At 60.4% G+C, this 21143-nt stretch carries 19 protein-coding genes; 6 read left to right on the forward strand and 13 right to left on the reverse strand.

The window, feature by feature from the left end:
• Window positions 1-79 precede the first annotated feature (79 nt).
• A complete protein-coding gene (locus SB725_RS14555; RefSeq protein ID WP_027923272.1) occupies window positions 80-1111 on the reverse strand; it encodes a D-cysteine desulfhydrase family protein in 1032 nt (343 codons plus the stop codon).
• Window positions 1112-1228: 117 nt separating this feature from the next.
• On the opposite strand from SB725_RS14555, the gene SB725_RS14560 reads away from it, so the two are divergent.
• Window positions 1229-2113, forward strand: coding sequence for a LysR family transcriptional regulator (locus tag SB725_RS14560; RefSeq protein ID WP_059183013.1), 885 nt, complete (start codon window positions 1229-1231; stop codon window positions 2111-2113).
• Window positions 2114-2220: 107 nt separating this feature from the next.
• Here SB725_RS14560 and SB725_RS14565 read toward each other — a convergent pair whose 3' ends face one another.
• Window positions 2221-3327, reverse strand: coding sequence for a cytochrome P450 (locus tag SB725_RS14565; protein WP_059181010.1), 1107 nt, complete (start codon window positions 3325-3327; stop codon window positions 2221-2223).
• Window positions 3328-3409: 82 nt separating this feature from the next.
• Between SB725_RS14565 and SB725_RS14570 the strand changes: the two genes are divergently transcribed.
• A complete protein-coding gene (locus tag SB725_RS14570; protein WP_410922003.1) occupies window positions 3410-4165 on the forward strand; it encodes an ArsR/SmtB family transcription factor in 756 nt (251 codons plus the stop codon).
• Between the two features lie 102 nt (window positions 4166-4267).
• Here the strand turns inward: SB725_RS14570 and SB725_RS14575 are convergent, their stop codons facing one another.
• The 5 genes from SB725_RS14575 to SB725_RS14595 form a co-directional block, all read right to left on the reverse strand.
• Window positions 4268-5287, reverse strand: a complete 1020-nt coding sequence (locus SB725_RS14575) for a branched-chain amino acid aminotransferase (RefSeq protein ID WP_027923276.1) — start codon at window positions 5285-5287, stop codon at window positions 4268-4270.
• A 188-nt stretch (window positions 5288-5475) separates the two neighbouring features.
• On the reverse strand, window positions 5476-6861 hold the full coding sequence (gene lpdA, locus SB725_RS14580; protein ID WP_410922004.1) for a dihydrolipoyl dehydrogenase: 1386 nt from the start codon (window positions 6859-6861) through the stop codon (window positions 5476-5478).
• Between the two features lie 3 nt (window positions 6862-6864).
• A complete protein-coding gene (locus SB725_RS14585; protein ID WP_410922005.1) occupies window positions 6865-8139 on the reverse strand; it encodes a dihydrolipoamide acetyltransferase family protein in 1275 nt (424 codons plus the stop codon).
• Window positions 8140-9198 carry an alpha-ketoacid dehydrogenase subunit beta gene (locus SB725_RS14590; protein WP_027923279.1) on the reverse strand — a complete coding sequence of 353 codons (1059 nt, stop codon included), beginning with the start codon at window positions 9196-9198 and terminating at the stop codon, window positions 8140-8142.
• Between the two features lies 1 nt (window position 9199).
• A complete protein-coding gene (locus SB725_RS14595; RefSeq protein WP_027923280.1) occupies window positions 9200-10435 on the reverse strand; it encodes a 3-methyl-2-oxobutanoate dehydrogenase (2-methylpropanoyl-transferring) subunit alpha in 1236 nt (411 codons plus the stop codon).
• A gap of 185 nt (window positions 10436-10620) precedes the next feature.
• On the opposite strand from SB725_RS14595, the gene bkdR reads away from it, so the two are divergent.
• Entirely contained in the window at window positions 10621-11109 is a 489-nt protein-coding gene (gene bkdR, locus SB725_RS14600) for a Bkd operon transcriptional regulator BkdR (protein WP_027923281.1), read from the forward strand.
• A gap of 175 nt (window positions 11110-11284) precedes the next feature.
• Here bkdR and SB725_RS14605 read toward each other — a convergent pair whose 3' ends face one another.
• The gene (locus SB725_RS14605) at window positions 11285-12148 is read right to left on the reverse strand and encodes an MBL fold metallo-hydrolase (protein ID WP_027923282.1); all 864 of its coding nucleotides are present in this window, start codon (window positions 12146-12148) and stop codon (window positions 11285-11287) included.
• Between the two features lie 162 nt (window positions 12149-12310).
• Between SB725_RS14605 and SB725_RS14610 the strand changes: the two genes are divergently transcribed.
• The 3 genes from SB725_RS14610 to nahK all read left to right on the forward strand — a co-directional run bounded on the left by SB725_RS14610 (window position 12311) and on the right by nahK (window position 16990).
• The gene (locus tag SB725_RS14610) at window positions 12311-13117 is read left to right on the forward strand and encodes a sulfite exporter TauE/SafE family protein (RefSeq protein WP_059181005.1); all 807 of its coding nucleotides are present in this window, start codon (window positions 12311-12313) and stop codon (window positions 13115-13117) included.
• 146 nt (window positions 13118-13263) lie between these two features.
• Complete coding sequence (nosP, locus tag SB725_RS14615; RefSeq protein WP_027923284.1) at window positions 13264-14427, forward strand: nitric oxide-sensing protein NosP; 1164 nt, start codon at window positions 13264-13266, stop codon at window positions 14425-14427.
• Window positions 14357-16990 carry a hybrid sensor histidine kinase/response regulator NahK/ErcS' gene (gene nahK / locus SB725_RS14620; RefSeq protein WP_410922006.1) on the forward strand — a complete coding sequence of 878 codons (2634 nt, stop codon included), beginning with the start codon at window positions 14357-14359 and terminating at the stop codon, window positions 16988-16990. The genes nosP and nahK overlap by 71 nt, the downstream gene beginning before the upstream one ends.
• A gap of 128 nt (window positions 16991-17118) precedes the next feature.
• Here nahK and SB725_RS14625 read toward each other — a convergent pair whose 3' ends face one another.
• The 5 genes from SB725_RS14625 to SB725_RS14645 form a co-directional block, all read right to left on the reverse strand.
• On the reverse strand, window positions 17119-17784 hold the full coding sequence (locus SB725_RS14625) for a response regulator transcription factor (RefSeq protein WP_027923286.1): 666 nt from the start codon (window positions 17782-17784) through the stop codon (window positions 17119-17121).
• Between the two features lie 56 nt (window positions 17785-17840).
• Entirely contained in the window at window positions 17841-18398 is a 558-nt protein-coding gene (locus SB725_RS14630) for a PQQ-dependent catabolism-associated CXXCW motif protein (RefSeq protein ID WP_410922007.1), read from the reverse strand.
• Window positions 18399-18623: 225 nt separating this feature from the next.
• The gene (locus SB725_RS14635; RefSeq protein WP_027923288.1) at window positions 18624-19415 is read right to left on the reverse strand and encodes an ABC transporter permease; all 792 of its coding nucleotides are present in this window, start codon (window positions 19413-19415) and stop codon (window positions 18624-18626) included.
• Window positions 19412-20143, reverse strand: coding sequence for an ATP-binding cassette domain-containing protein (locus tag SB725_RS14640; protein WP_027923289.1), 732 nt, complete (start codon window positions 20141-20143; stop codon window positions 19412-19414). The genes SB725_RS14635 and SB725_RS14640 overlap by 4 nt, the downstream gene beginning before the upstream one ends.
• Complete coding sequence (locus SB725_RS14645; RefSeq protein ID WP_027923290.1) at window positions 20140-21114, reverse strand: YVTN family beta-propeller repeat protein; 975 nt, start codon at window positions 21112-21114, stop codon at window positions 20140-20142. The genes SB725_RS14640 and SB725_RS14645 overlap by 4 nt, the downstream gene beginning before the upstream one ends.
• Window positions 21115-21143 lie beyond the last annotated feature (29 nt).

The following is a 21143-nucleotide window of genomic DNA, read 5'->3' on the forward strand; positions in this document are numbered from 1 at the left end:
CACTTGATAGATGTAGGACGGGTCTGAAACTAAGGCCGTTGTAACAAGTCGGTGCTCTGTTACAAATGATGACTAACCCTCAACCCTGAAACGTCTCCCGATACGCATACAACCCTGGTGTACCGCCAGTCATCACAAACAACACATTGTCCCCGCGTTGGAAGCGCCCATGCCGGAGATCGGCCACTAACCCGGCAAATGCCTTGCCGGAATACACCGGGTCAATCAGCAACCCTTCAGCCCGAGCCATCAAGCGCACCGCCTCCTGCATGGCGGGCGTCGGCAGGCCGTAACCGTCGCCCAACTGACTGCCGTCGATAACAATATCCGAAGCCTGAACAACCGCGCTGCTCCCCAGCAACGCCAATACCTCCTGGGTCAATTGCCGGGTTCGGGCCGCTGACGACTCTCTGTCGGACAACACCGAGTACGACTTCACCAGCGAAGTCCCTCGTTCCAACAGCTCAAACCCCGCCGCAAGACCGGCGTGGGTGCCGGCGCTGCCGTTGGGCACCACGACCTGGTTGAAGGTGAGGCCGAGTTCGCGTTCCTGTTGCGCGATCTCCGCCGCGCAGCGCGCATAGCCAAGACTGCCCAAGGGTGTCGAGCCTCCCGTGGGAATCACCAGCACCTTGTGTCCTTCAAGCCGTAGCTGTTCGGCACGCTTCTCGGCTTCAGCCAGCGAATCGCTGCCGCCGGCCAACACGCGGAGGGCGGCGCCAAACAGCTGGTCGAGCAGGACGTTGCCGTTGAGTTCGTAGTCCACTTCCGTTTTGGGCACCGAACGGGTCAGGATCAGTTCGCAGGCAATCCCGAGACGAGCGCACACGGCAGCGGTCAGGCGCGCATGGTTGGATTGGAGGCCGCCGATGGTGATGATGGTGTCGACCCCGGCTGACAGCGCTGCGCCCAGATGAAATTCGAGTTTGCGCAGTTTGTTGCCACCGTCGCCGATCAGCATGTGATCATCGCGCTTGAGAAACAGGCCGATGCCTTGCGCCTTCAAACCCAGTTGCTGTTCGAGGCGTTCGGCGCGCTGGATCGGTGTCGGGCTTTGCAGAAGGTCGGCGCGGGTAAAAGAACTCAGTGACGTGTCCAGTAGGGTTTGCATCAATGACGCCTCGTTGTTCAGTGTTATGACCGCGACTCTAGGGAGAAAACCCCGACGGATAAACGCATCGCCGGTTATTACTCCTTTAACCTGATGTATTTAATGCAAGGCATGTTCATGAGCAAACTCAGGCAAATGGAAGTCTTCGTCGCGGTGGTCGAGGCGGGCAGCTTCGCCGATGCGGCCCATGCAGTCGGCATGTCGGCGGTGATGGTTGGGCGGCATATCCAGGGCCTGGAGAAAACCCTCAACACCAAGCTGATTCAGCGCACCACGCGGCGGCAATCGATCACGGCCGAGGGGCGGCTGTTTTATGACGAGGCCAAGCTGGCGCTGGAACAGGTGAAGTACGCGTTCAGTCGGGTCGAAGCGTCGAACCCTGAGCCCAGTGGGCTGTTGCGAATCACCGCGCCAATGAGCCTGGGCGTGTCGTTGGTCGGCCCGTTGGTGGCGGAGTTCATGCAGCTTTATCCGCAGATTCAGGTTGAGCTGATCTTGAGCAATGAAGTGGTGGATCTGTACGAAACGTCGTTCGACCTGGCCTTCAGGATTTCTGAGCTCATTGGGGTCAATCTGTTGGCCAAGCCCTTGCCGCCGTATCGCATGGTCATCTGTGCATCACCCGGTTACCTGCAAAAATGGCAGGAACCCAAGTCCCCCGAAGACCTGCATCGGCATCGGATTCTCACGCATACCTCGTGGAACAACCGGTTTGCCTGGCCGCTGCGCAACGGCGCCAGCGAGGTGCCCTGGCCGGAAGGTGCGGTGTTGAAGAGCAATGACGGGCAGGTGTTGTTGCAAGCGGCGGTGGCTGGGGAGGGGATCTTGATGCAGCCGGATTTTTTGGTGGCGGCGGCGTTGGTCAAGGGGGAACTGGTGCGGATCATGGAGGACTATGGTCCGCCGCCCAAGCCGGTACAGATGGTGTATCCGCGGTCGAGGAAGTCATTGCCCAAGTTGAAGGCGTTTGTGGAGTTTGTGGTGGGGCGCTTGGTGATGTAGTGGTTCTTAGAACGCCATCGCGAGCAGGCTCACTCCTACAGGGGATCTCCAGTGTTCACAAATTCCTTGTAGGAGTGAGCCTGCTCGCGATGAACGATAACTTGGACTTAAGCCAGGTCACGAAACACCGGAATCCGCCCATTCAGCGAAGGCCGATACGCCCAGGCCAACCGCCCGAGCGCAGACCGGTGCAGCAGAATTTCCCGCAACGTCGCACTGGCAATCCCCAACGCCAACACTTGCCCCGGACACTGATGCCGCCCCGCGCCAAAGGTAAAACTGCGACGCTGCGGGCGATCCAGTAGAAACTCGTCTGGACGATCATTTAACTGCGGATCGCGATTGGCCGACGCCAACAGCAGCAAAATCACATCGCCCGATTGAAGGCTCACGCCCTCGATTTCACACGGTGCCGCCACAAACCGCCGTGTATTCTGTACCGACGGGTCAAAACGCTGGGTTTCGGCAATCAGATCATCCACCCGCGCCTCGTGTAGCAATGGATTTCGCATCACCGCCAACAGCGCATTGCCGATCAGCCCTGCAGTGGCCTCGAAAGTCTGGGAAAACAAGCCGATCAGATTGGCAATCAGCGTTTCGTGGTCACCGCTGAAGCGCCCGCGAATCCCGGCGAGCAGCGCGCTTTTATTGTCCGGGTCATCCAGCAATTCAACGAAGTAACCCTGTAAATGCTCAGCGGCCGCCTGTGCAGCGTCGAGTTGCGCCTGGTTGCTCAGCGGTGACAGGCACGCCACGAACTCCGCCGTCAGCGCACTGAGCATCCGCCCCTGAGCCGGGGTGAACCCCAACAACGCTGCCACCACGCACACCGGCCCGCGAAACATGGCGTTGTACAAGCCGTCGGCGTCCGGCGTGATCAATCGCGCGGCCACCAGCGCATTGGCTTCATCCCGATCAATCAACCCCAGCCCCGGCTCAATCGCCGACCTCGGGCAACGCTGCCGTTCGCCTTCATTCATCCGCATCAACTGCCCGAACACCTTGCCCGCCATGCCACCGGCAATCGCCTTGGGCACCGGTTCAGCGCAAGGGCGGACATGGCAATCAGGATGGGCCAGCACGGCGGCGACTGTTCGGGCGCTGCTGGCCACCCACAGGTTCAGTCCGGTGTGAAACATCAGACCTCCTTGGGCACGCAATTGCGCGTAATAGGGATAAGGGTCGGCATGAGTCGCAGCGATGATCGGGTCCATGGGTCGCAGCCTTGTTCGGGGTGGGGAAAGTGTTGCTACTATCTCCAGTCCCAAAGGCCCTTGATTCGTCCGGGAGCGAAATATGAACGCAGAACAACACGACATCGGCGTCTCTCAGGTCGCAGCCGCCATCGCGGAGCCGGCCCGGACGAAAATCCTCTGTTCGCTGATGGACGGCCACGCCCGCACCAGCACCGAGTTGGCGGCGATTGCCGAAGTCAGCGCCTCAACCGCCAGCGCACACTTGGCCAAGCTCAAGGAGCAGGCGCTGGTGCGGCTGCACGTGCAGGGCCGCCACCGTTATTACAGCCTGGCGGACAAGCGCGTGGCCCAGGCGCTGGAAGCGCTGATGGTGATCGGCCAGAACAGCGCGCCGGCGTACAACTCGCGCACGCCGGATCGCCTGCAATTCGCCCGGACCTGCTACGACCACATGGCCGGCACGCTGGCGGTGTTGCTGCATGACCGGATGCTGGAAAAAGGCTGGTTGCTGGAAACCGATGAGCAGGCGTATCGGCTGAGTGACAGCGGCGAGGCGCTGTTTGAAGGATTGGGTATCGAAGTCAAGGACCTGAGCACGCTGCGCCGCCGTTTCGCCTGCCCGTGTCTGGACTGGAGCATGCGTCGGCCACACCTTGGCGGCTCGCTGGGAGCTGCGTTGCTGCAATCGGCGATCAAGCGCAAATGGGTGACGCAGGATCTGGACAGTCGGGCGCTGACGTTGACGGCGGTAGGGCGCAAGGCACTTGGCGTGCAGTTCGATCTTGTGCTGCCATCTTCAAGTGGATCTACGGTTTCTATTGATAAAAAACATCAGGATATTGCTGTTAGTCTTTGATTTATAAGACTGGCTGTTGCTGACTCCAGGCGAAAAAAAGCCCGGTTATCCAATCGATAACCGGGCTTTTTTGCTCAAGCTCAAGCGAACAGCAGCGTCAGATCAAACCTTGACGATCCAGCCCGCTGGCGCTTCGATGTCACCCGTTTGTACACCGGTCAGCTCCTTGTAGAGCTTCTGGGTAACCGGGCCGACTTCGGTTTCGCTGTGGAACACGTGCAGGTGGTCGTTGTAGCTGATGCCACCGATCGGAGTGATCACGGCCGCGGTACCGCAAGCGCCGGCTTCCTTGAAGTCGGAGAGCTTGTCGATGAACACGTCACCTTCGATCACTTCCATGCCCAGACGCGATTTGGCCAGCTCGATCAGCGACAGGCGGGTGATGCCTGGCAGGACCGACGGCGAGTTCGGGGTGACGAACTTGTTGTCGTGGGTGATCCCGAAGAAGTTGGCCGAGCCGACTTCCTCGATTTTGCTGTGGGTCATCGGGTCCAGGTAGATGCAGTCGGCGTAGTGCGCCTTCTTGGCCTGGGAACCTGGCATCAGGCTGGCGGCGTAGTTGCCACCGACCTTGGCCGCGCCGGTGCCTTGTGGGGCTGCACGGTCGAAGCTGGAGATCAGGAAGTTGTGCGGGGTCAGGCCGCCCTTGAAGTAGGCGCCGACCGGGATGCAGAAGATCGAGAAGATGAACTCGGGGGCGGTACGCACGCCGATGTTGTCACCCACGCCGATCACGAACGGACGCAGGTACAGCGCGCCGCCGGTGCCGTAAGGCGGGATGAAACGCTCGTTGGCGCGGACCACTTCCTTGCAGGCTTCGATGAACTGTTCGGTGGACACCTGTGGCATCAGCAGACGGGCGCAGCTGCGTTGCATGCGTGCGGCGTTCTGATCCGGGCGGAACAGGTTGATCGAACCGTCCTTGCAACGATAGGCCTTCAGGCCCTCGAAGCATTGCTGGCCATAGTGAAGGGCAGTCGAGCCTTCGCTGATGTGCAGCACATTGTCTTCGGTCAGGGTGCCTTTGTCCCACTCGCCATTACGCCAGTGCGACAGATAGCGCTTGTCTGTCTTGATGTAGTCAAAACCCAACTTGTCCCAATTGATGCTTTCGTTACCCATGACACCCTCTATCACTGAACAACCGTCGAAACGGTTCAAGGCTTCTGACGTTTTTTGGATGGGGACAACAATACTTCATTCCGAGGTGGTTTCGCAGCCTGCAATTCGATCTCTGCGACCATCGATACGTCCCGTGTAGCAGCGGCCTCGCGGGGCTCGTCAGCTGCTACAGGGTTTTGTGTCCGGTCTTACAGGTGCAGCGCATGGCCCAAAGCACGCAACGCCGCTTCCTGCACAGCCTCGCCCAGCGTCGGATGCGCATGGATGGTACCGCCGATGTCTTCCAGCCGCGCGCCCATTTCCAGGCTTTGCGCGAACGCCGTGGACAGCTCGGACACCCCGACCCCGACGGCTTGCCAGCCGACAATCACGTGATTGTCCCGACGAGCGACCACTCGCACGAAGCCGCTTTTCGATTCCAGCGTCATTGCCCGGCCATTGGCCGCGAACGGGAAACTTGAAACGATGCAGTCCAGGCCGGCGGCCTTGGCCTCGTCCGGGGTCTGGCCGACCACCACCAGTTCCGGGTCGGTAAAGCACACGGCGGCGATGGCGGTAGGGTTGAACTCACGGGTTTTACCGCTGATGAGTTCGGCCACCATCTCGCCCTGAGCCATGGCCCGGTGCGCGAGCATCGGTTCGCCGCTCAGGTCGCCGATGGCGTACACGTTGCGCATGCTGGTCTGGCAGCGGTTGTCGATCTTGATCGCCGAGCCGTTCATGTCCAGGTTCAGCGCTTCGAGGTTCCAGCCCTGGGTGTTTGGCTTGCGGCCCACGGCGACCAGGACCTGATCGGTTTCCAGGTCCAGGGTGTCGCCATCCGGAGCCAATACTTGCAGGGAGTTATTCGAGGAATCAAAACCTTGAACGCTATGTTTCAAGTAAAGCTTCACGCCGAGTTTTTTCAGTTCGTCGTGGACCGGCTGAGTCAGTTCGGCATCGTAGGCCGGCAGGATGCGCTCCTGTGCCTCGACCACGCTGACATCGGCGCCGAGCTTGCGATAGGCAATCCCCAGTTCCAGGCCAATGTAGCCACCACCGACCACGGTCAGCCGCTTCGGCACGGAGGTCGGCGCCAGGGCTTCGGTGGAGGAGATGATTGGGCCGCCAATTGGCAGCATCGGCAGGTTCACGCTTTTCGAACCGGTGGCCAGCACCAGGTGCTCGCACTGAATGCGTGTGTCGCCGACGTCGACGGTTTTGCCGTCGACGACCTTGGCCCAGCCTTGAATGATCTGAACCTTGTTCTTTTTCAGCAGTGCCGCGACACCGGTGGTCAGGCGATCAACGATGCCGTCCTTCCACTCGACGCTCTTGGTGATGTCGAGGGTTGGCGCCGAAACGCTGATGCCCAAGGCCGAATGCTGGCTGTGGTGTTGCGTCTGGTGAAACTGCTCAGCGACGTGGATCAGTGCTTTCGACGGAATGCAGCCGATGTTCAGGCACGTACCACCGAGGGATTCGCCTTCCACCAGAATGGTTGCAATGCCCAGCTGACCGGCACGAATAGCCGTCACGTAACCGCCAGGGCCGCCGCCAATGATCAGCAGCGTGGTGTTCAAAGACTGTTGCATGACTTACTCCACAAACAAGGTGGCAGGTTGTTCGAGCAAGCCACGAACGGCCTGGATGAATTGCGCCGCGTCCATGCCGTCGACCACGCGGTGATCGAAGGAGCTGGAGAGGTTCATCATCTTGCGAATCACGATCTGGCCTTTGACCACCATCGGGCGTTCGACGATTTTGTTGACGCCGACAATCGCCACTTCCGGCAGGTTCAGCACCGGGGTGCTGACGATGCCGCCCAAGGCGCCGAGGCTGGTCAGGGTGATGCTCGAGCCGGACAATTCGTCGCGGCTGGCCTTGCCGTTGCGTGCAGCGGTGGCCAAACGGGAGATTTCGCTGGCGTTGTCCCACAGGCTGCGGGCTTCGGCGTGACGCACCACCGGCACCATCAAGCCGATGTCGGCCTGGGTGGCGATGCCCACATGCACCGCGCCGAGGCGGGTGATGACCTGGGCTTCGTCGTCGTAACGGGCGTTGATCTGCGGGAAATCGCGCAGTGCGACGACCAGGGCACGGACGAGGAACGGCAGCAAGGTCAGCTTGCCACGGGTGGCACCGTGTTTTTCGTTCAGGTGCGCGCGCAGTTCTTCGACGGCTGTCACGTCGATTTCTTCGACATAACTGAAGTGGGCGGCACGGTGGGTGGCGTCCTGCATGCGCTGGGCGATCTTGCGGCGCATGCCGATGACCGGGATTTGCTCTTCGTCGTTACGCTGGGCGTAAGCAGAGGACACGGTCGATGCAATCGACTGACCTTGCGCCAGATAGGCGTCGAGGTCTTCGTGCAGCACGCGACCGGCAGGGCCGCTGCCACGCACCAGACGCAATTGAATGCCGAGGTCCAGCGCGTGTTTGCGCACGGCCGGGGAAGCCAGTGGCCGTTCGTTGGCCTCGCGAGCCACCATCGGGCCCTGGCAAACAGCAGCTCGCGGCGCGGCGGCAGCTGCGACCGGTTTGCTTTCCACCACGGCTGCCACTTTAGAGGCTGCAACCGGCGCTTCTTTAACAGGAGCAGGCTGCGCGGACTCTTTAACGTTGCCCGCGCCTTCCACTTCAATGCTGATCAGGATGCTGCCCACCGCCATGACTTCGCCCGGCTCACCGCCCAGCGCAATCACCTTGCCGTGGACCGGCGAAGGGATGTCGACCATCGCCTTGTCGGTCATCACATCGGCCAGCACCTGATCTTCGACGACCATGTCGCCGACCTTGACGTGCCACACCGACAATTCAACTTCTGCAATGCCTTCACCAATGTCCGGCATTTTAATAACGTGCGTGCCCATTCAGACCTCCATAACCCGATGCAAAGCCGCGCCCACTCGGGACGGACCAGGGAAATACGCCCACTCTTGTGCGTGCGGGTAGGGAGTGTCCCAACCGGTGACGCGTTCGATAGGCGCTTCCAGGTAGTGGAAGCAGTGCTCTTGCACCAAGGCGACCAGTTCGGCACCGAAGCCACAGGTACGGGTCGCTTCGTGAACGATCACGCAACGGCCGGTTTTCTTCACCGATTTGACGATGGTCTCCAGGTCCAGCGGCCACAGGCTGCGCAGGTCGATGACTTCAGCGTCGATGCCGGTTTCTTCAGCCGCCACTTGCGACACGTAAACGGTAGTGCCGTAGGTCAGGATGGTCACGTCCTTGCCCGGACGGGTGATGGCGGCGACGTCCAGCGGCACGGTGTAGTAACCGTCCGGCACTTGAGCGGCCGGGTGTTTCGACCACGGCGTTACCGGACGTTCGTGGTGACCGTCGAACGGGCCGTTGTACAGGCGTTTTGGCTCAAGGAAGATCACCGGGTCATCGTTTTCGATGGAGGCAATCAGCAAGCCTTTGGCGTCGTACGGGTTGGACGGCATGACCGTGCGCAGACCGCAGACCTGGGTGAACATCGCCTCGATGCTCTGGCTGTGGGTCTGGCCGCCATAGATGCCGCCGCCGCAAGGCATGCGCAGGGTCATCGGGGCGGTGAACTCGCCAGCCGAGCGATAACGCAGGCGGGCGGCTTCGGAAATGATCTGGTCTGACGCCGGGTACACGTAGTCGGCGAACTGGATCTCGGCGACCGGGCGCAGACCGTAGGCGCCCATGCCCACGGCGGCACCGACGATACCGCTTTCGGAGATCGGTGCGTCGAACACGCGGGAGGTGCCGTACTTCGCCTGCAGGCCTTCGGTGCAACGGAACACGCCGCCGAAGTAGCCCACGTCCTGGCCGAACACCACGACGTTGTCGTCACGCTCAAGCATCACATCCATGGCCGAGCGCAGGGCCTGGATCATGGTCATGGTGGTCGTGGTCATGGCGGTTTCCAGCTCGATATTGTTGTTGTGGTCGTTCATGTCAGATCCCCAACTCTTGACGCTGGCGCTTCAAGTGCTCCGGCATCTCTTTGTAGACGTCTTCGAACATGGTCGCGGCGCTTGGAATCTGGCCGCCGGCGAGGGTGCCGTACTGTTCGGCTTCTTTCTGCGCGGCGATGACTTCGGCTTCCAGTTCAGCGCTGACGGCGGTGTGTTCCTCTTCGGACCAGTGACCGATCTTGATCAGGTGCTGCTTGAGGCGTGCAATCGGGTCGCCCAACGGGAAGTAGCTCCAGTCGTCGGCAGGACGGTACTTGGATGGATCGTCGGAGGTGGAGTGTGGGCCGGCGCGGTAGGTGACCCATTCGATCATGGTCGGGCCGAGGTTGCGGCGCGCACGTTCGGCGGCCCAGGCAGAGGCGGCGTAGACCGCGACGAAATCATTGCCGTCGACCCGCAGGGAGGCAATGCCGCAGCCGACGCCACGACCGGCAAACGTGGTGGCTTCCCCACCGGCGATGGCCTGGAAGGTGGAGATTGCCCACTGGTTGTTGACCACGTTGAGGATCACCGGCGCACGGTAAACGTGGGCGAAGGTGAGGGCGGTGTGGAAGTCCGATTCAGCGGTGGCGCCGTCGCCGATCCAGGCCGAGGCGATTTTGGTGTCGCCCTTGATCGCCGAGGCCATGCCCCAGCCTACTGCCTGGACGAACTGGGTCGCGAGGTTGCCGGAAATGGTGAAGAAGCCATAGTCCTTGACCGAATACATGATTGGCAACTGGCGACCCTTGAGCGGATCGCGCTCGTTGGACAGCAGTTGGCAGATCAGGTCGACCAGCGGAACGTCGCGGGCCATCAGGATGCTTTGTTGGCGATAGGTCGGGAAGCACATGTCGTCGACGTTCAAGGCCAGGGCCTGGCCGCTACCAATGGCTTCTTCGCCGAGGCTCTGCATGTAGAAAGACATTTTTTTCTGACGCTGGGCGACCACCATGCGGTTATCGTAGATCCGCGTCTTGAGCATGGCGCGCATGCCTTTACGCAGGATCTCGACCGGTACGCCTTCAGCCCACGGACCGAGGGCATTGCCTTGGTCGTCGAGCACGCGAATCAGGCCCTTGGCCAGATCAGCCGTGTCGGCCGGTTCAACGTCGATGGAAGGTTTGCGCACCGTGCCGGCGTCGGTCAGACGCAGGTAGGAGAAGTCGGTTTTGCAGCCAGGACGGCCCGATGGTTCGGGAACGTGCAGGTGCAGCGGTTCGTACGCTTGGTTCATGGCTTCTACGCTCGATCTTGTGAATTTCTTGTAGTGAGCTGACCGTCATTCTTCTGTGGAAGAAATCTTGTCCTACAACAATCATAGGCCCGGCGAAGAAGAATATTTATCTCTGTTTCGTTGCGCTGGCGATCATTTGAGGATAAAAAATCTGCATAAACATAAAAAACAGGTGGTTTTGTCTCATGCGCAAACTGGACCGTACCGATATCGGCATTTTGAACAGCCTTCAGGAGAACGCGCGCATCACCAACGCCGACCTCGCACGCTCGGTCAACCTGTCGCCGACGCCGTGCTTCAACCGGGTCAAGGCGATGGAAGAATTGGGGCTGATTCGTGAGCAAGTGACGCTGCTGGACGCTGATCTGCTGGGGCTGCACGTGAATGTGTTCATTCATGTGAGCCTGGAGAAACAGGTGGAAGAGGCATTGCAGCATTTCGAGGAAGCGATCTCGGATCGCCCGGAAGTGATGGAGTGCTATTTGATGGCCGGCGACCCGGACTATTTGATTCGGGTATTGGTGCCGACCATTCAGTCGCTGGAGCGCTTCATGATGGACTTCCTCACCAAAGTCCCCGGCGTGGCGAACATTCGCTCAAGCTTTGCGCTCAAGCAAGTGCGCTACAAAACTGCGCTGCCGTTGCCGGCCAATGGCTTGACCCTTTCCAGCTAAACCCCCGAAACCCCTGTAGCAGCTGTCGAGCAACGCGAGGCAGCGTTCGGCGGCGCAGCCGTCGCAAACCTGACAATCGGGTTTTGTCAGGCAGACCGCAAACGCAGCCTCGCGGTGCTCGTCAGCTGCTACGGAGAATGATGATCGCCCCAATGTTGTGGGAACGATCGAGATCTCAGAGTTTGTTGATGGGGATTTTCAGGTAGGTCACGCCGTTACTCTCGGCGGGTGGCAGATTCCCGGCCCGCACATTCACCTGAATCGCTGGCAGCAACAGGGTTGGCATGCCCAACCCGGCATCGCGTCGGGTGCGCATGTCGACAAACGCCGCCTCATCAACGCCGTCATGCACGTGAATGTTGCTTCGGCGTTGTTCGCCGACGGTAGACATGCACCGGGATTCCCGGCCTTCAGGCGGGTAATCGTGGCAGACGTACAAACTCACACTGGCCGGGAACGCCAGCAGTTTGCGAATCGAGGCAAACAACTGATTGGCGTTGCCGCCCGGAAAATCGCAACGCGCGGTGCCCACATCAGGCATGAACAGCGTGTCGCCCACCAGAATCTGCTCACCGTCAATCAGGTAAGCCATGTCCGCCGGCGTGTGGCCGGGCACATGCAGGGCGGTGGCCTTGAGATTGCCGATCATGAACGACTCGTCCGGTGCGAATAGATGATCGAACTGCGAACCGTCAACGCGAAACGCCGGCTCAAGGTTGAACAGGCTTTTGAACACCCCCTGAACCTTGCTGATCGACTGCCCGATCGCGATCTTGCCCCCCAGCTCGCGACGCAGATAAGGCGCGGCAGACAAGTGATCGGCATGGGCGTGGGTTTCCAGCAGCCATTGCACCTGCAACTGATGTTGGCGAACAAAGGCGATGATTTTGTCGGGCTGAACGGTGCCCGTTCTGCCGGCCGCCGGATCGTAGTCGAGCACCGGGTCGACGATGGCGCACTGGCCGCCATCGGCTTCGTAGATCACGTAGCTGTAGGTCGACGAGGCAGGGTCGAGGAAAGCTTCAATCAAGGCAGGCATGGTGAATATTTCTATCTGAACAAGCACTGAGGGTAGATTCATTCTCCCTGCATTGGCCAGCACTGCATCAATTCATTTGATGAAAAAATCTGCGCGGGCTCTATCCTGTCAGTCATCGAAACCGGGCGCTCCCGGCCTTGTTGAGCTGATTACGAGTGCTTTATGTTGCTGGCGAGTTTTTTTGGGGTGGTCATGGGCCTGGTCCTCGGGTTGACCGGGGCGGGCGGCGGGATTCTTGCGGTGCCGGCCCTGGTCCTGGGGCTGGGGTTGACCATGACCCAGGCGGCGCCCGTCGCCTTGTTTGCGGTCGGGAGTGCGGCGGCGGTCGGGGCGATTGACGGCTTGCGGCATGGGCTGGTGCGGTATCGCGCGGCGCTGTTGATCGCGCTGCTCGGCGCGGTGTTTTCACCGGTGGGCATTTATTTTGCCCATCAGTTGCCGGAAAAAATCCTGATGATTCTGTTCAGCCTGCTCATGGTCATGGTCGCCTGGCGAATGCTGCGTCGTGAGCGCCAGGACGAGGGGCCGAGCGATCACGGTCACGCCAACTGGGGGCAGAAGAACTGCATGCTCGATCAGCAGACCGGGCGCTTTTCCTGGACCGCCAAATGCACCGCGACGCTGGCGGCACTCGGCGCGGTGACGGGCGTGGTGTCAGGGCTGCTGGGCGTGGGCGGCGGTTTTCTGATTGTCCCGGCGTTCAAGCAACTGACCGATGTGCAGATGCGCGGGATCGTCGCCACGTCCTTGATGGTGATCAGCCTGATTTCCGCGATCGGCGTGGTCGGCGCGTTTCACGCGGGCGTGCGCATCGACAGCCTTGGGGCATGCTTCATCGGCGCCAGCATTGTCGGCATGATCATCGGCCGCAAGCTGTGCGCCCACGTGCCGGCGCGAGCATTGCAAATCGGCTTTGCCAGCGTCTGCCTTGTGATTGCCGCTTATATGCTGTTCAGGGCTGGCGTCTAAAGCAACACCTGCCTGTGGGCCGGGGCGGATCCACACCACCGCTCTCATCCCATTGAAGCGTCTGACTGCTACCCAAGTAGCATTCGTTGCACGCCACGGGTTTCGTAAACTCCCTGCTCAACCATACGCACCTGCGGGAGGCGACGATGCAGCAGGTCCAGGGTGAAGGTGTCGTCAGCGCAATGTCCCAGGCCACCGATGCCCGGCAAGTGGCGCAGGAACTGGCGCGTCAATTGCTGCATCCGCATCTGGGCTTCGTGCTCTTTTTCTGTTCCGCCGAGTATGACTTGCAGGCACTGGGGCAAGCCCTGCAAGACAGTTTCGGGGGGATTCGCCTGGTGGGTTGCACCAGCGCCGGGGAAATCACCCCGTTGGGCTATGGACGCAATTGCGTGACGGCGGTGGGGTTCGATCACCGGCACTTCTCCATTGCGCTCGAGTTGATCGACGAGATGGAGCGCTTCAGCCTGATCGATGCGCAGCAGATGGTCGAGCGTCTGGTCAGTGGCTGTCGCAGTAACACCCTGGCACCGATCAAGGGCAACAGTTTTGCCCTGACCCTGCTCGATGGTTTGTCCAGCCGTGAAGAAATGGTCCTTGCAGCCTTGAGTGCGGCATTGGGCGACATTCCGCATTTCGGCGGTTCCGCTGGCGATGACAATTACCTGACCCACACCCATGTCTACTTCGACGGCGAGTTCCACAGTGGCGCGGCGGTCGTCGTGCTGGTCAATACCTGGCTGGATTTCGAAGTGTTCACCACCCACCACATGCTGCCCCGGGCCGAAAAACTGGTGGTTACCGGGGCCGACAGCGCCTCGCGCCGTGTTTATGAACTCAATGCGGAACCCGCCGCCGCCGAGTACGCGCGGCTCATCGGCGTGCCGGTGAATGAACTGGATCACCGGATTTTCGCTGCGCACCCGTTGGCCGTGAGGATCAACGAACAGTATTACGTGCGGGCCATCCAGCAGGTGCACGCGGACCTGAGCCTGAGTTTTTACTGCGCCGTGGAGAATGGCATCGTGCTCACCGCCATGACGCCGGGCCCGATGCTGCCGAACCTGAAAAGCCTGTTCGAAGGATTGGAAGAACGCTTGGGTGAACTGTTGCTGACCATCGGTTGCGACTGTTTTCTCCGGCGTCTGGAGCTGGAGGACGACGGCAGTCTCGACGAGATCGGGACGTTTTTGCGCGAGCAACGGGTGATGGGTTTCAACACCTACGGAGAACAGTTCAATGGCATGCACATCAACCAGACCTTCACCGGCGTTGCCATTGCCCGCGGCCGTGCCCCAGGACATCGCTGAGCTGCAGGCCGAACTGGCCAGCCTGCGTCACGACAACCATAAACTGCAGCGCATCAACGCGGCGCTGATCGAGCGTATCGAGTCGGGCATCACTCGGGGCAATGACCCGTACGCGGCGTTCCAGCACTCGGTGGTGCTGGCCGAGCAGGTCCGTGAGCGCACCGATGCCTTGAACCAGGCCATGGCCGAACTCAAGGCCGGTAACCATTTGCTCAGCGAGGCCCGCCTGCGCGCCGAGACCGCGCATCGACACCTGATCGATGCCATCGAGAGCATTTCCGATGCCTTCGTATTGTTCGACGCCGAGCAGCGCATCGTCTTGTTCAACAGTCGCTTCAAGGCGTTCTGGCGCAACAGCCGGGTGCGGATCAACGCGGGCATGCGCCTGGCCGAGGTCAAGCGCCTGATGATGAGCAATGGGCTGTTCACCGAAGAACCGCGCGGGCATGCCGACGAGAGTCTGCTGTATCGCTTGCAGAACGGGCGTTGGCTGCAAGTCAGCGAGCGGCCGACCCAGGAAGGTGGGCGGGTGATTCTGTTCACCGACATTACCGAGGTCAAACTCAGTGAAACCGTACGCCGCGAACAGGCTGTGGCGCAGAAGTCGCATTTGTTACAGCGGGCGGTCGATAATCTGTCCCAGGGTGTGGCCATGGTCAATGCCGAGGGCATTCTGGAATTGTGGAACCGGCGTTTTCTCGAATTGAGCGGGTTGGCGCCCGTCGCGGCCCATCGACCGTTTGCTGAAGTGATGGTGGACAGCGAATTGAACCTGCTGACCCCGCTCAGTCACGATGGCAATGGGCGGCCAGTACAGGAATGCGAGCAACGCCTCGATGACGGACGAGTCCTGGAAATCCGCACGCACCCGTTGCCGACTGGCGGTTTCGTCAACACCTTCACTGACATCACCGAACGCTACCAGCACGCCCAGACGCTGAGTGAAAGCGAGCGCTGGATTCGCCTGATCACCGACCACGTGCCGGCATTGATCGCCTACCTCAATGCCGATCTGGTGTACGAGTTCACCAATAAGGTCTATGAGGAATGGTATTGCTGGCCCCGAGGCGTGATGCTCGGCCAAAGCCTGCGCGAAGTGCACAGCGAACAGCACTACCAGCGTCTGGAGTCTTACGTGGCGAGAGCGCTGGCCGGCGAGAGCGTCACGTTCGAGTTCGCCGAGACCAACGTCAATAACCAGGAGCGCTACATGCTGCGCTCCTACGTGCCCAATCGCCTGGCCACCGGGGAAGTGGTGGGGATTTTCGTGTTGATCCGCGACATCACCGAGCGTCGCCGCACTGCCGAGGCGCTGCATCAGGCGTATCAGAATCTTGAGCTGCGGGTGCGTGAACGCACGGCGGAATTGACCACCCTCAATGATCAATTGTTGCGTGAAATCGAAGAGCGCCGCCAAGTGGAATCACGTTTGCGCGAGGCCAAGCTCGAAGCCGAGCACGCCAATCTGTCCAAGACCAAATTTCTGGCGGCTGTCAGCCACGATTTGCTGCAACCACTGAACGCCGCCCGTTTGTTTACCAGTGCGTTGCTGGAGCGACGTGAACCGGTCTGCAACGAGATTCTGGTGCGTAATGTCAGTAATTCCCTGGAAGATGTAGAGAACCTGCTGGGCACGCTGGTGGACATTTCCAAGCTCGATGCCGGGGTCATAAAAGCCGATGTCGCGCCGTTCGCCCTGAGCGAACTGCTGGAAAATCTCGCGGCTGAATACACCCAGGTGGCACGCAGTGAGGGCCTTGAACTGCATTTCATTGCCTGTTCGGCGCTGGTGCGCAGCGACATCCAGTTGCTGGCACGCATCCTGCGCAACCTGCTGAGCAATGCGATTCGCTACACCTACAGTGGACGGGTGGTGCTCGGGTGCCGGCGCCTGCAACAGCGCTTGTTGATCCAGGTCTGGGACACCGGCATGGGCATCGCCGACAATCGCCTGGAAGAGATTTTCCAGGAGTTCAAACGCGGTGACGTACAGCGTCCGGACCAGGATCGTGGGCTGGGGTTGGGCCTGGCCATTGTCGAGAAAATCGCCGGCATCCTCGGGCATCGGATTCATGTGCGCTCATGGCCGGGAAAGGGCTCGATGTTCTCGGTCGAAGTGCCGTTGAGCGCAACGGCCCCCAAGCCGTTGCCGGCCTTGCAGATGAGCGAGCCGATGCTTGAACGCCTGCGCGGGGCAAGGGTGTGGGTGCTGGACAACGACGCCACCATTTGCGCCGGCATGCGCACCTTGCTCGAAGGCTGGGGCTGTCGGGTGGTGACGGCGCTGTCGGAAGAGGACCTGGCGCGAAAAGTGGACAACTACCACGCCGAGGTTGACCTGTTGATCGCCGATTACCATCTGGACAACGATCAGAATGGCTTGGACGCCGTGGCCCGGATCAATGCCTGTCGCACGTCACCCATCCCGGCCTTGATGATCACCGCCAACTACAGCAACGAACTCAAACAGCAGATCCGCGAACTGGGCCACACCCTGATGCATAAACCGGTGCGGCCGATGAAGCTTAAAACGGCTATGAGCCATTTGCTCGGCAGGCCTTGAGGCGCATCTGCGTTAGTACCACCGCCGTCGCGGGCAAGCCCACTCCCACAAGGGCAGCGCCGTACCTGTGGGAGCGGCGGTGCGGCGATCCGACTTGCCCGCGAAGGGGGCGCCAAAGTCTTGCTGTCTCAACGTCGCATGTAAGACCCGAAATCAATATCCCCGGCACTCAAGATCGCCTGCACTCGATTGTGCACATTGAGTTTGCGCAGGATCGCCGAGACGTGAGCCTTGACGGTGGTCTCGGCGATTTCCAGAGTGTAGGCGATCTGTTTGTTCGATTCGCCTTTGGTCATGCGTTCAAGCACCTGCAATTGCTTGCGGGTCAGGGCCTGGAGCAGTTCAGGGGGAAAGCTCGGCGTGTCGTTCATCCGGCGGGGAGTGTTGGTTCGGGTGGTGCGGATAATGTCCGGCGGCAAATACACGTTGCCATTGAGGATTTGCTGGATGGCCTCGGTCATTTGCGTGCGCGGTGACGACTTGGTAATGAAACCTACCGCGCCGTAGGTAATGGCTTGCAGGACGATCTGTTTGTCCTGCTCGGCCGAGACAATCACTACTGGAATGGTCGGGGCTTCATTGCGCAGGTTGATCAAGCCATTGAGCCCATGCATGCCGGGCATGTTCAGGTCGAGCAGGATCAGGTCCAGGTCGTCGTGTTCCTGGGTCAGGGCCAGGGCACTGTCGAGGTCGGCGGTTTCCATGACTTCGGAGCCCGGGAAACCGTCGCTGATGACGTTATGAATCGCTTCGCGAAACAGCGGGTGATCGTCGGCAATCAGAATTTTGTACATAGCCTTTCACCTCATTATTTTGTTTAGGGTGTGGCAACAACACGCCAGCGTAAAGATCAGGGGAAAGGCTCGGGCCGGGCCGGTGTCACGGCAAGCCCGGCCGCTTGCCAGGCATCAAGGCCGTCGCGATACCAATACAGTGTCTTATAGCCCATGACGGACGCTCGTTTGACGGCGTTCCAGCTCAGCCAGCAGTCGGCGCGGCAATAAAAGACCAGCGGTCGTGACGAGTCCCCGGCGGTCAATGCCTTGAGATTACGCGCAAAATAGCCTTGCCAGTCGGGCGTCAGGTCACCGTCACCGGTATTGGCCAGCCAGTGGCTGCCGGGCAGGTTTTCATGGGGCTGGTCTTCGATGAACTGGCCTTGCAGCCATTGGCGACGGTAGACATCGATCAGCACCGGTGGCGGCGTTTGACTGAGCAGTGTTTGCAAGGCCGGGGTGTCAACGATGGTCGCGCCTTGCAGGCTGTCCGGCGTCGGGCTGCGGTACAGGTTGATGCGATAGCCTTCCGCGGAAAACAGCGGTGATTCGGCGTGCGCAGCATTCAGCAACAGGCAGAGCGGCAGCGCTGCGAGAGAAGGGCGCAACAGACAACGTCGGGCACGCGGCATGGGTTCGATCCTTATAGTTATGGATCTATTACAGGCCAGGCGGGGTGCTTTGTGAATGCGACGATAGACAGGGAAACCAGTACTAAAGTAGTAATTTCTCCCCTGCTCATGGAGATCAATTGTAGGAGAGAGCCTGCTCGCGATAGCTATCCGTCATTCAACATCAATGTCATCTGATACACCGCTATCGCGAGCAGGCTCACTCCTACAGTTGGATTTGGGTGGTCAGGTGGATTTGCGCAGGGCTGCGTGCTGAGGGTTGAAGGTGAGTACGGCGAGTAGCGCGAACACTACGGTCAACCCTGCACACACCGCCAGCGCCAGCGGATTGAAGCGTTCATAAAGGGCGAACCGCACCAATTCCACCGCATGGGTGAACGGGTTCACCGCGCACAACCAGTACAACCACTCGCTGGCTTCATGCATTTTCCACAGCGGATACAGCGCCGAAGACAGGAAAAACAGCGGAAAGATCACGAAATTCATGACCCCGGCAAAGTTCTCCAGTTGCCGAATGGCGTTCGACAGCAACAGGCCCAACGCGCTGAGCATCAACGCCACCAACAGTAATGCCGGCAACACGATCAATAACCCCATGGCCGGCGGTTGCACGCCATAGAGCCAGGCGATCGCCAAAAACGCATACACCTGCAACAGGGAAATCAGCGACGTGGCCAACAGCTTGCTGCACAGCAGAAAAGTCCGGGGCAGCGGGCTGGTCAGCAGCACGCGCATGCTGCCCATCTCGCGGTCGTAGACCATCGACAGAGAGCCTTGCATGCCGTTGAACAGCAGGATCATGCAGGCAAGACCCGGGATGATGTAGACCTCGTAAGGAATGTAGGTGTCATAGGGTTCGATAATGGCGATCCCCAAGGCTGCCCGGAAACCGGCCGCGAACACCAACAGCCATAACAGCGGCCGCACCAGGGCACTGAGAAACCGCGTGCGCTGCAACACAAAACGTAGCCATTCGCGCAGCACGATGCCGCTGAAGCAATGCCAGTACGCATTCATCGCGCCGCTCCGGAAGTGGTCAGGTGAGTGAAGGCCGAACCCAGATCACCGCCATGTTCCAGGCTCAGTGCATCGGCCTGTCCGCTGGCCACCAGCCGACCTTGATGGAGGATCAGCAAATCGTCGCTGGACTGCACTTCATCGAGCAAATGCGTGGTCCAGAGCACGCTGATGGCGTGGTCGCTGCACAAGGTGCGCAGGTGTTGATTGAGCGCCAGGCGACTGGCGGGATCGAGGCCGACACTGGCTTCGTCAAGCAGCAACAGGCGCGGCTCATGCAGCAGGGCCCGGGCGATTTCCACCCGGCGGCGGTGGCCGCCATTGAGTTCGCGCACCCGTTCGCGGCGGCGTTCGGTCAGGGCTTGACGGGCCAGTTCGGCGTCAACCCGGACACTGCTCTGGCGCCGGGACAGACCATGCAGCGCGGCGTGATACCGCAGGTTCTGCTCGACGCTGAGGTCCAGGTCCAGGGTGCTTTGCTGGAACACTACACCCAACTGCCTGAGCGCCGGGCGGGGCGCATCGCGCAATGAACAGCCGCCGACCCGGATGTCGCCGTGCTGAAGATCATAAAGCCGGGTCAACAGGGCGATCAGGGTCGATTTGCCGGCACCATTGGGCCCCAGCAATGCGGCGAAACGCCCCGGAGCCAACTCGAAGTTCACATGGCGCAAGGCTTCCCGAGTCCCATAGGCAAAACTCAGGTCGCTGACTTCCAGGGCGTTCATGGGGTCACCACCACGCCCCAGGGGTAGCGTCCGACTTTCACCGATTTGCTCACCTTGAGGCTGTCGACATCAATCACCGACACGTCACCGCTAACGCCGTTGGTGGCGAGCAGTTGCTTTTGATCGGGGGTGAACGCCAGCTGCCAGACCCGACGTCCGACCAACAGATAGTCGAGAATCTCGAACGTCCTGGCATCGATCACCGCCACATGGTTGGCCGGGCCCAGTGCGACGAAAGCGTACTTGCCGTCGGCGCTGAGCTTGATGCCCACGGGTTGGACCTTGTCCGGGTGCACGCCTTTGATCTGGAAGTTCAGGGTCTTGAGGGTCTTGCGGCTGGCGACGTCGAGAATCGTCACCGTGCCGCCGATTTCCGCTGACGCCCAGAGCTGTGAACCGTCCTGATTGAATTCGACAAAGCGTGGCCGCTGGTCCACCAGCGTGCTGTCGGCCAGGGTCTGGGTGCTGGTGTCGATCCAGTGCAGCATGTTCGTGGTTTCGCTGGTGTTCACGGCCCACTTGCCATCGGGACTGACGGCCATGCCTTCGGGCTCGACGCCGACGTTGATCTGGCTGAGCACTTTGGAGGTTTCGGTGTCGATCACCGTGACCAGCGCATCGTCTTCGTTGGAGACGTACAGCCAGCGGTTGTTGGGGTGCAGGGCGAATTGCTCGGGGTCTTTGCCCGAGGGCAGTTCCTTGATGATCTTGCGGGTGGCCACGTCCATTACCTGGACCCGGTCCGAATCGCTGGCGCAGATGTACAGCAGCTTGTTGTCATGGGACAGCAACAAGCCGCGTGGGCGCTGGCCGACGGGCAGGGTGTCGGTGACTTGCAGGGTCTGCATGTCGATCAGGCTCAGGCTGTTGTCCTTTTCGTTGGAGACCCACGCGGTGCTGGCCGCGGCATGCCCGGCGGCGAACAGCAGGGCTCCGGAAAGCAGGGAGCGGCAGAGCAGGGTGCGGCGCATGGCAGATTCCTTTTTTGTTGTCGTTCTTG

Source organism: Pseudomonas sp. SIMBA_041 (assembly GCF_046535095.1).
GTDB classification, from domain to species: Bacteria; Pseudomonadota; Gammaproteobacteria; order Pseudomonadales; family Pseudomonadaceae; genus Aquipseudomonas; species Aquipseudomonas mucoides.